At 64.1% G+C, this 9,838-nt stretch carries 9 protein-coding genes and 1 riboswitch; of the genes, 7 read left to right on the top strand and 2 right to left on the bottom strand.

All coding sequences use genetic code 11. The features are described 5' to 3' along the window. Position 1 precedes the first annotated feature (1 nt). From NYR54_RS00595 to NYR54_RS00585, 3 genes are read left to right on the top strand one after another with little or no spacing between them, the layout of a single operon-like run. A complete protein-coding gene (locus tag NYR54_RS00595; RefSeq protein ID WP_261513415.1) occupies positions 2-151 on the top strand; it encodes a hypothetical protein in 150 nt (49 codons plus the stop codon). Positions 152-200: 49 nt separating this feature from the next. Further along, entirely contained in the window at positions 201-806 is a 606-nt protein-coding gene (locus NYR54_RS00590; protein ID WP_261513414.1) for a cytochrome b/b6 domain-containing protein, read from the top strand. Then, the gene (locus tag NYR54_RS00585) at positions 803-1,201 is read left to right on the top strand and encodes a hypothetical protein (protein WP_261513413.1); all 399 of its coding nucleotides are present in this window, start codon (positions 803-805) and stop codon (positions 1,199-1,201) included. Before NYR54_RS00590 ends, NYR54_RS00585 begins: the two co-directional genes overlap by 4 nt. Positions 1,202-1,311: 110 nt before the next feature. On the opposite strand, the gene NYR54_RS00580 is transcribed toward NYR54_RS00585, so the two are convergent. After that, a complete protein-coding gene (locus NYR54_RS00580) occupies positions 1,312-4,383 on the bottom strand; it encodes an efflux RND transporter permease subunit (RefSeq protein WP_261513412.1) in 3,072 nt (1,023 codons plus the stop codon). Beyond that, complete coding sequence (locus NYR54_RS00575) at positions 4,380-5,567, bottom strand: efflux RND transporter periplasmic adaptor subunit (protein ID WP_261513411.1); 1,188 nt, start codon at positions 5,565-5,567, stop codon at positions 4,380-4,382. Before NYR54_RS00575 ends, NYR54_RS00580 begins: the two co-directional genes overlap by 4 nt. Positions 5,568-5,692: 125 nt before the next feature. On the opposite strand from NYR54_RS00575, the gene NYR54_RS00570 reads away from it, so the two are divergent. The 4 genes from NYR54_RS00570 (at position 5,693) to thiS (ending at position 9,838) form a co-directional block, all read left to right on the top strand. Further along, positions 5,693-6,229, top strand: a complete 537-nt coding sequence (locus tag NYR54_RS00570) for a TetR/AcrR family transcriptional regulator (protein ID WP_261513410.1) — start codon at positions 5,693-5,695, stop codon at positions 6,227-6,229. A gap of 101 nt (positions 6,230-6,330) precedes the next feature. Next, positions 6,331-6,448, top strand: a riboswitch (TPP riboswitch). Between the two features lie 115 nt (positions 6,449-6,563). Beyond that, complete coding sequence (gene thiC / locus NYR54_RS00565; RefSeq protein WP_261513408.1) at positions 6,564-8,372, top strand: phosphomethylpyrimidine synthase ThiC; 1,809 nt, start codon at positions 6,564-6,566, stop codon at positions 8,370-8,372. 289 nt (positions 8,373-8,661) lie between these two features. Then, complete coding sequence (gene thiO / locus NYR54_RS00560) at positions 8,662-9,672, top strand: glycine oxidase ThiO (protein ID WP_261513406.1); 1,011 nt, start codon at positions 8,662-8,664, stop codon at positions 9,670-9,672. Then, entirely contained in the window at positions 9,641-9,838 is a 198-nt protein-coding gene (gene thiS / locus NYR54_RS00555; protein ID WP_261513405.1) for a sulfur carrier protein ThiS, read from the top strand. Before thiO ends, thiS begins: the two co-directional genes overlap by 32 nt.

Below are 9,838 nucleotides of genomic sequence, written 5' to 3'. Positions count from 1 at the left end.
CATGGAACTGCTTCGGCACACGCAGGACGCCTTCGGCCAGAGAATGCTTGTCGGCATCAACTGGGACATTCTCTGGCTTCCCGTCGCGGCGGCAGCCGCCTTCATCGTCCTGCACCTCGTCATACGGACACTGCGCCGCCGGGCAGGCTGACCGCCCGGCGTCACCCCACCTCAATAACCATTCAAGGGAACAGCGAGGAATGACCACTCCGGTTCGGCAGCAAGGCGTGCGCCACCGTCTTGCCGATCGCCTTTTCCACTGGGGCATGGCCGTCACCGTTATCGTGCTTGGGGCGACTGCTTTCCTGCCCATCCTCGGCATCCGGTTCGACTGGGTGCCGCTCCACTGGACCTTCGGCGTCCTGTTGACGGTCCTGGTGCTCTATCATCTCGTCCGCGTGATGCTCGTGCACGGCGTGAGCGAGATGATCCCCGGGCCGGACGACATCCGCGAGATCGGATATGCCGCAGGCGGGGGCGCGCCGAAGGGGCTTTCCGAAGCCAAGTACGACGTCTTCCAGAAGGGCTTCCACCTCGCGGCCGCTATCTGCGTCCTCACGCTACTTGCGACCGGCCTCCTGATGCTCGCCAAGATCGACACCACCTTCTGGAACCGCAATCCCGCGATTTTCACCGATCAGACCTGGGGGGTGATCTATGTGCTCCATGGCACAGGGGCGCTTGCGCTTTTGTTCCTGTTCATCCTCCACGTCTATTTCGCTCTCCTCCCTGAACATCGGGACTTTCTCCTCGCGATGATCCACGGAAAGGGCCCGGAAAAGGCCAGAAAGGGCAGCAACGCATGATCGATGAGATGAATCAGGCTATCGAGATGCGCGACGCGTTCGACCGCATCGAGGAATCCTATGAGTTCATGCTGGCCTATGCGGCCCAGGGGCGGAAGCGCGAAACGGCCGAGGGCGCGGGAGAAAGCCAGATCCGGCAATATCTGAAGCGCTTCCGCGGCGCGCTCGACGATCTCGAAACGGCGCTTCAGGGCGAAGTGGGCGGGCCGCATGGCGCGGCTTTCCGCGAACGCTTCCTGGCCGATCTCGCGGTGGTGCGCGCCGTCCTCCAGATCCTTCTGGCGCAGCCTTCGATCACGTCAGACATGATCGACAACACCAATGGCCTGATCGCCATGCGGTCGCTCCTGACCGACCTCTTCTTCACGGATCAGGTGGTCCTGCCGCCGCGATAAAAAAGCGTGCCACTGACGTTGTTTTTCTGCCGGTCGCGCAAGGCGCTGTCGAGCAAAAAGGCGGACGCCCGAAGGGTCCGCCTTTATTCAGGCGCTCACAGGTGCCGGATTCAAGCGCTCGCGGGTGCCTGCGTCTCCGCCCCTGCGCGCGCGGCGACGGTCCGGCTCGCGATGAAGGTGTAGAACATCGGCACCACGAACAGGGTGAACATCGTCCCGATCAGAATGCCGGAGAAGATAACCAGGCCCATGGAGTAGCGCGCTGCGGCGCCGGCACCCGAAGCCATGATGAGCGGAACGACGCCCAGCGACATGGCGCCGGTAGTCATCAGGATCGGACGCAGGCGCACCTTGGCCGAGGCGACGATCGCCTCCCTGCGGGACATCCCGTGCGCCTCACGCTGCTGGTTCGCGAACTCGACCAGCAGAATGCCGTGCTTGGTGATCAGGCCGATGAGCGTGATCAACCCCACCTGCGTGAAGATGTTCAGCGTGCCGAGACCGAGATTCAGAGGCACGATCGCGCCGAAGATGGACAACGGCACCGACATCATGATGATCAGCGGATCGCGGAAGCTCTCGAACTGGGCGGCAAGGACAAGATAGATGACGATGATCGCCATCGTGAAAGCGACGAGGATCGTGTTGCCCTGCTCCTTCTCGAGCCGCGACTGCCCCGAATAATCGATGAAGAAACCTTCGGGCAGCGTAGACCGCGCAATCTCCTCGATGGTCTGCAGCCCGTCACCGGTGGTCACGCCGGGCAGGGGCAGCGCCGAGATGGTCGCCGCGTTGAGCTGATTGAACTGCTCAATGGAGGCGGGCGACGCGGCGGTGGAGATCGAGACCACCGCCGAAAGCGGCACCATCTGTCCCGTCGAACTGCGTACGAAGAAATCGCCGAGGCTTTCGGGATTCTGGCGGTAGCGTTCCGGCACCTGCGTGATGATGTCGTAGCTGTTGGAGTCCCGGTCGAACTGGGCGATGGCGCCGCCGCCCACCAGCACGCCAAGCGTGGTGCCGATGTCGCGGGCGGGAATGTTAAGCGCGGCCGCGCGCTCCCGGTCCACACTGACGGTGACCTGCGGCGCGTCGAAGCTCAGCGAGTTCTGCACCACGATGAAGCGGCCGCTTTCCTGCGCCTTCCGCCGGATTTCTTCCGCCACCTCGTAGACTTGGCTCGGATCGCCGGTGGACTGGATGACGACCGAGATCGGCAGCCCGCCGCCAGCCCCCGGCAGCGAGGGCGGCGCGAAGACAAGCGCCTCCACGCCCGCCACCTTTGAAAGGCGTTGCTGGATATCCGCCTGGATTTCCTTCTGCGAGCGTTCGCGCTGGGACCAGTCCTCGAAGGCCCAGAGCGCGATGCCGCTGTTGGTCTGGCCACCGAAGCCGACGACCGAGAAGTTGGTCGTCAGTTCAGGCAGATCCTTGGTGAGCTCGCGAATCTGGTCCGTATAGAGACTCGTATATTCCGACGTGGCGTAGCGCGGCGCCGTAATGAGCGAGAAGAGCGCACCCTGATCCTCCTCGGGCGCCAGCTCGCTCGACGTCTTCATGAACAGGAAGCCTGCGAGAGCGACGAGCGAGAGGACGATCATCAGCGTGACCGGCCGGTATTTGAGCGAGCCGGACACCAGCCTTTCATAGCGGTTCTCGACGCGCGTGAAGGTCCGGTCTACCAAGTTCTGGAAGCGGCTGTGCATGCCGGTCTTCAGGATGCGCGCACTCATCATCGGCGTGATGGTAAGCGCGACGATGCCGGAGATGATCACCGCGCCCGCCAGCGTGAAAGCGAACTCGCGGAACAGCGATCCGGTCAGCCCGCCGGTGAAGGCAAGCGGCGCGAAGACGGCGGCAAGCGTGATCGTCATGGCGATCACGGCAGTCGATATCTCCTTCATACCGGTGAATGCCGCCTGAAGCGGTGACAGGCCCTCTTCGATATGCCGGTGGATGTTTTCGACCACCACGATGGCGTCATCCACCACCAGACCGATAGCGAGAACCATGGCGAGCAGCGAGAGCAGGTTGATCGAGAAGCCGACGAGATAAAGGAGGAAGCACACGCCCACGAGCGAGAGCGGAATGGTCACGATCGGCATCAGGACCGAGCGGAAGGAGCCCAGGAACAGGAGGATCACCAGCACCACGATCACCACGGCCTCGGCGATCGTCTTGAACACCTCCTCGATCGACGCGCTGATCGAATCGGTCGCGTCGTAGACCACCTCCATGGTCATGCCTTCCGGCAGGCTTGCCTGGATGGCCGGCATTTCCGCAAGCACCGCATCAGCCGTATCAAGCGGGTTCGCGGCGGGCGTGGGGAAGATGCCGATGAAGGTTCCAGGCTGGCCGTTGAAGTTGACGATCATTTCGGTGCTTTCGGCGGCCAGCTCGACATCGGCCACGTCGCGCAGGCGCACCACCTCGTCGCCGTTCGACGCAAGAGGCAGCGCCCCGAACGCCTCGGGCGTGCGCAGCGTCGTCTCCGTCGTGATCGGATAGGCGACATACTCGTTCTTGGTCTTGCCGGGAGCCGACAGGAAGTTCGCCGCATTGACCGCGTTCACCACCTCTGCAGCCGTGATGCCGCGGGCGGCCAGCCGGATGGGATCAATCCACACGCGCATGGCGTAGTTGGCCGCTCCCATGATCTGCACCTCAGCCACACCCTCGATGGTCGAAACGCGCGGGCGAATGACCCGCTCGATGTATTCGGTGAGCTGCTCGGGCGTCATGTTCGGGTTCTGCAGCGCGATGTACATTGTCGCGAACTGCATGCCTGTCCCCTTGACGATGACCGGGTCTTCCGCATCGCTGGGCAGCTGGCCGCGAACCTGCTGCACCTTGGACATGACCTCGGTCAAGGCGATGTCCGGGTTGGAGCCGAGTTGCATCTGCACGGTCACCACACTGGCCGAGGGCCGGCTCTGGGAGGAGACGTAGTCGATATTCTCCGTCGTGGAGACGGCTGCGGCAATGGGCGAGGTTATGAAGCCCTGGATGAGCTCCGGGCTTGCGCCGGGATACGTGGTGGTGATGGTGATGACCGTCTCCTCCACCTCCGGATATTGCCGGACGGAAAGATTCGCCATGCCCTGCAGCCCGAGCAGCAGGATCATGAACGCCAGAACCGTGGAGAGAACCGGCCGCCGGATAAAGGGTGCGGAGATGTTCATCTGGCTTCCGCTCCCACCTGTATCGGCCGCACGGTGTTGTCGATGGTCACCCGTGCGCCGTTGGAAAGCCGGTTCTGCCCGGCATCTACCACCACGTCCCCGGCGGACAGACCCTCAACGATCTCGACCGAGCCGTTGGCGCGTCTCCCGACCTTCACGAACATCTGTTCAGCCACGAACACCTCGCCGTTTCCGGCTTCATTCTGCGCCTCCGCAGCCTGCGCGCCTTCCTGCCCGGCCTGATCCGCGCCTGGCGCCGCATCCCCGGCGCTTTCCAGCGGCCGCAGACGGTAGACGTAGTCGCCGTAAAGGCTGGTCACGAGCGCGGTTTGCGGCACGGCGATCACATCGTCCTCGGCCGGAAGCTCCACACGCACGCGCACGAACTGGCCCGGAACGAGCCGGCCTTCGGCGTTCTCAACTTCCGCCCGCACCGAGACTAGCCGGCTGGAGGGATCGATCTTCGGGTCGATGCCGATTATACTTCCCGTAAAGGGCATGTCGTCGCCGGTGAGGCCCACGCGTACCTGCTGGCCGATCTTGAGCTCTTCGAACCGCTGCTCCGGCACGGTGAAGTCCACGCGCATATGGTCCAGATCCTGCAGCGTCGCTACCACCGTGCCCGGCGAGAGATATTGGCCGAGCTCGATACGCGGAATGCCGATCACGCCGGAAAATGGCGCCCGAAGCTGCTTCTGGTTCAGCGCCGCTTCCAGCTTCGCCACCTGGGAGGCCGACGCCGAAGCGGCTGCTTCGGCCTGATCCAGAGTCGACTGCGACCCCACGCCGCGCCGCTGAAGCTCGCGTGCGCGCTCCAGCGTCTGCCGGTCGAGTTCCGCCTGGGTCCGCGCGGCGGCGAGATCCGCCCTCTGCATTTCGTCATCGAGCCGCACGAGCACATCGCCCTTTTCGACCCGGGTGTTCGCGGAAAACAGAATTTCCTCCACGATGCCGGTGGTCTCAACCGTCAAGTCCACCCCGTTGGCGGCACTCACCGTGCCTATGGCGTCGATGCCGGGATTCCAGGTGATGGGCTCGACGGTGGTCGTGGACACCGTCAGCGTCGGCGTGGGCATATTGGCGAAATACTGCTCGATCGCCCGGTCGCGGAAGATGTTGAAGCCCACCAGCCCTCCGCCGATTAAGACTACGAGGACAAAGGCGATGATGAAGCGCAGGACCATGGAACGGTTCCGTGGAGATGTCGTTGGCACATTGAGGCCGCGCCGATCAGGCCAGCCTTGTAGGGGTGACGCGCGTACTGTACCGTCCGGACGGTATTGTCAATCCCGGCAATAGACATGCTACGATGACTCGGCGCAAGAACACCAGAGACAAGATTCTGAAGGCGGCCGCCGAACTCGCCCGAACGGAGGGCTCGGCGCATCTGTCTTTGGATGCGGTAGCCGCGCGCGCCGGGATCTCGAAGGGCGGGCTTCTTTACAATTTCCCGACCAAGGCCGCGCTTCTGAAGGCGCTGGTTCAGGACCATATCGAGAGCTTCGGCCAGGCCCTTGAGGAGAGAGTGGCGGCCGGCGAGAGCCGCCCAATGGCGGCGGAATATTTCCGGCTCGCGGTGGAGGAGCTCGAAAAGGCTAAACAGCCGCCTTCCGGCCTGCTTGCGGCGCTCGCGGAAGATCCGGAGTTGCTCACGCCCGTTCGCCAGTTCAACCGACGCCTGCTCGACCGGATGAAGGAGGGTTCGGTGGACGACGCATCCGTTCTGGTGCTCTTTCTGGCGCTGGAGGGGCTTCGCTGCCAGAAGCTTTTCGGGACCGAGGTTCTGAGCGCCGGGGAACGGGCCCTCGTGCTGGCGAAGCTCGGCGCGATGCTCGGCGAGCCATAAGTTCGAGGCAGCACCCGGACCACCAAGCAAATGCAGGTGGCCGCCGCCCATGAGCTGACCCGTTCCCGGTTGACATTTGGCAACGCAATCCCTCTAGATAGAGCCATCACCAGGGGGGCCCGGACAACGGGCTGAGATACCGCTGGCTTCAAGCAGCGCGGTGACCCTTTGAACCTGATCCAGTTCGTACTGGCGTAGGGATGGTGCGACGGCTTTTCGAAGGATCCTCTCCGGTCCAAACCTCAGGCTCAGAAGTCTGTAATCCGAAAAGCCCTTTCCCCAATCCTCTCCCGCAGAACTGGGTCTCCAACGCGAACGCATGAGGAGTTTCGCCATGGATGCCCGGAACAGCCCCAAGCCCGAAATTACCACAGGCCCGCTGCCTGCCTCGCGCAAGGTCTACAAGCCCGGCACGCTCTACCCGGATATTCGCGTGCCGATGCGCGAGATCGAGCTGCACCCGACGGCAGGCGAGCCGCCAGTGACGGTCTACGACTCCTCCGGCCCCTACACCGATACGAACGTCGCCATCGATATCGAGAAGGGCCTGCCGCGGCTGCGCGAAACCTGGATTGAGGCGCGCGGCGACGTGGAGCGATACGACGGCCGCGTGGTGAAACCCGAGGACAACGGTTTCGCATCAGGCGACCGGCTTACGCCGGAATTTCCCGTGCGCCACCAGCCCCTGAGGGCGAAGGCCGGCAAGGCCGTCACCCAGCTCGCCTATGCGCGCGCGGGCATCGTCACACCGGAGATGGAGTTCATCGCCATCCGCGAAAATCTCGGCCGCGAGAAGGTGAAAGAGAAGCTCGCGCGCGATGGCGAGAGCTTCGGCGCGGCGATCCCCGATTACGTGACGCCCGAGTTCGTGCGCGACGAGGTGGCGCGCGGGCGGGCCATCATCCCGGCCAACATCAACCACCCCGAATCCGAGCCGATGATCATCGGCCGCAACTTCCTCACCAAGATCAACGCCAATATCGGCAATTCCGCGGTCACCTCCTCCATGGCCGAGGAGGTGGAGAAGCTCGTGTGGGCGACGCGCTGGGGCGCGGACACGGTGATGGACCTTTCCACCGGCCGCAACATCCACAACATCCGCGAATGGATCATCCGCAATTCGCCCGTGCCGATCGGCACGGTGCCGATCTACCAGGCGCTCGAGAAAGTGGGCGGTATCGCCGAGGAGCTCACCTGGGAGATCTTCCGCGACACGCTGATCGAGCAGGCAGAGCAGGGCGTGGACTATTTCACGATCCACGCGGGCGTGCGGCTCCATTACGTGCCGCTGACCGTGAACCGCGTCACCGGCATCGTCTCGCGTGGCGGTTCGATCATGGCCAAGTGGTGCCTTGCCCACCACAAGGAGAGCTTCCTCTACGAGCATTTCGAGGAGATCTGCGACATCTGCCGCGCCTACGACGTTTCCTTCTCGCTGGGCGACGGGCTGCGCCCTGGATCGATCGCCGACGCCAACGATGCGGCGCAGTTCGCTGAGTTGGAGACGCTTGGGGAACTGACGAAGATCGCCTGGGCGAAGGACTGCCAGGTGATGATCGAAGGGCCCGGCCACATTCCCATGCACAAGATCAAGGAGAATGTGGACAAGCAGCTTGCGATCTGCGGCGAGGCGCCGTTCTACACGCTCGGGCCGCTCACGACCGACATCGCGCCCGGCTACGACCACATCACCTCGGCCATCGGCGCGGCCATGATCGGCTGGTTCGGCACCGCCATGCTCTGCTACGTGACGCCCAAGGAGCATCTGGGCCTGCCGGATCGCGACGACGTGAAGACCGGCGTCATCACCTACAAGATCGCCGCGCATGCGGCGGACCTCGCCAAGGGCCATCCGGCCGCGAAGATTCGCGACGACGCGCTCTCCCGCGCGCGCTTCGAGTTCCGCTGGGAGGACCAGTTCAACCTCTCGCTCGACCCGGACACCGCGCGCTCCATGCACGACGAGACGCTGCCCAAGGAGGCGCACAAGGTGGCGCATTTCTGCTCCATGTGCGGCCCGAAATTCTGCTCCATGCGTATTTCGCACGACATCCGTGCCGAGGCGCAGAAGGAAGGCATGGCGGCCATGGCGGAGAAATTCCGCCAGAGCGGGGATCTGTATGTGCCGGTGAGCGGGGAGTGAGACAGGGGACAATGCTTACGGCCCCCTCTATTGCAAATTCCAAGGGCTTGGCTTCGCCAAACCCAAGAATTTGCTTTCTCCCCCACCAGTGGGGAGATTGGTGCATTACATCCACGCAACCGCTAATCTCAACCCTTACAGATTGGTGGCAACGCTGGCGCCGCCCCCTATCTCCCTCCTGGTGGGGGAGAAAGCTATTTCAACATCTTAGCCGAAGGCTAAGTGTTATAAATCGCAGGAGAGGGGGTCTGCCACACACCGGCGCTCACCGGAGTCGCGGAGAGCCCTGATGCACGTCCTCGTCAAAGGTGCGGGCGTTGCGGGGCTGGCCGTCGCGCATGAATTGGCCGCGCGCGGCGCCCATGTCACCGTGATCGAGAAAAGTGCCTCGGTCGGCGGCGGAGCCTCGTGGCTTGCCGGCGGGATGCTGGCGCCCTGGTGCGAGCGGGAGAGCGCGGAAGCAGACGTGATCCGGCTCGGCCACGATGCTGCCCGCTGGTGGGAAGAGGCGCTTCCCGGCACCGTCACCTTCAACGGCACGCTGGTGCTCGCCCCACCGCGTGATACCGCCGAGCTGCGCCGCTTCGCCTCGCGGACGGAAGGATATCGCTGGCTCAACGGCGAAGAGATCGCCGCTCTGGAGCCGGACCTTGCAGGGCGCTTCCACACCGGCCTCTTCTTCGACCCGGAAGCGCATCTTGACCCGCGCAAGGCTCTGACCCGGCTTCAAGCCAAGCTCGAAGCCATGGGCGTGCGCTTCCTCTTCGACCGCACCGAGGCGCTGGGCAACGAGCGCTTCGACCGCATCGTGGACTGCACCGGCTTTGCCGCCGCCTCCGCCCTGCCCGATCTGCGCGGCGTGCGCGGCGAGATGCTCTATCTCGAGACGCGGGAGGTCACACTCTCCCGCCCCGTGCGGCTCATCCATCCGCGCTTTCCGCTCTACATCGTGCCGCGGGGCGGGGGGCGCTTCATGGTGGGGGCGACGATGATCGAGAGCACCGACAGCGGACCGGTCACCGCCCGCTCCATGATGGAGCTGCTCAACGCCTCCTATGCACTCCACCCCGCCTTCGGCGAGGCGCGCATCCTCGAGGCCGGGGCGGGCGTGCGGCCGGCCTTTCCCGACAACATGCCAAAGGTGGCCGAGAAGGGCGGCACAATCTTCGTCAATGGTTTTTACCGCCACGGCTTCCTGCTGGCGCCGGCGCTGGCACGGCAGGCGGCGGGCGTGATCCTCACCGACATCTCCAGGGAGACACAGAGCGATGAAGCTCATCGTCAACGGGCAAGCGCTTGACGCAAAGGCCCCGACCCTCGCCGAGCTGCTTGCCGAGCTCGGCTATGAGGGCGACTGGTACGCCACTGCGCTCAACAGCGAGTTCGTGCCGGCCCCAGAGCGCGCCGCCGCACGGCTTTCGGAAGGCGACCGGGTGGAGATCCTGACACCCAGGCAGGGAGGCTGA

The organism is Chelativorans petroleitrophicus, assembly GCF_025398195.1.
Taxonomy (GTDB): domain Bacteria; phylum Pseudomonadota; class Alphaproteobacteria; order Rhizobiales; family Rhizobiaceae; genus Chelativorans; species Chelativorans petroleitrophicus.
This window is presented reverse-complemented; position numbering and strand designations above follow the sequence as displayed.

What these genes read in the sequence shown, in the direction of transcription:
- thiS (WP_261513405.1), top strand. Translation starts at nt 9,641, where the DNA reads ATGAAGCTCATCGTCAACGGGCAAGCGCTTGACGCAAAGGCCCCGACC.
- NYR54_RS00590 (WP_261513414.1), top strand. Translation starts at nt 201, where the DNA reads ATGACCACTCCGGTTCGGCAGCAAGGCGTGCGCCACCGTCTTGCCGAT.
- NYR54_RS00585 (WP_261513413.1), top strand. Translation starts at nt 803, where the DNA reads ATGATCGATGAGATGAATCAGGCTATCGAGATGCGCGACGCGTTCGAC.
- thiC (WP_261513408.1), top strand. Translation starts at nt 6,564, where the DNA reads ATGGATGCCCGGAACAGCCCCAAGCCCGAAATTACCACAGGCCCGCTG.
- NYR54_RS00580 (WP_261513412.1), bottom strand. Translation starts at nt 4,383, where the DNA reads ATGAACATCTCCGCACCCTTTATCCGGCGGCCGGTTCTCTCCACGGTT.
- NYR54_RS00595 (WP_261513415.1), top strand. Translation starts at nt 2, where the DNA reads ATGGAACTGCTTCGGCACACGCAGGACGCCTTCGGCCAGAGAATGCTT.
- NYR54_RS00570 (WP_261513410.1), top strand. Translation starts at nt 5,693, where the DNA reads ATGACTCGGCGCAAGAACACCAGAGACAAGATTCTGAAGGCGGCCGCC.
- NYR54_RS00575 (WP_261513411.1), bottom strand. Translation starts at nt 5,567, where the DNA reads ATGGTCCTGCGCTTCATCATCGCCTTTGTCCTCGTAGTCTTAATCGGC.
- thiO (WP_261513406.1), top strand. Translation starts at nt 8,662, where the DNA reads ATGCACGTCCTCGTCAAAGGTGCGGGCGTTGCGGGGCTGGCCGTCGCG.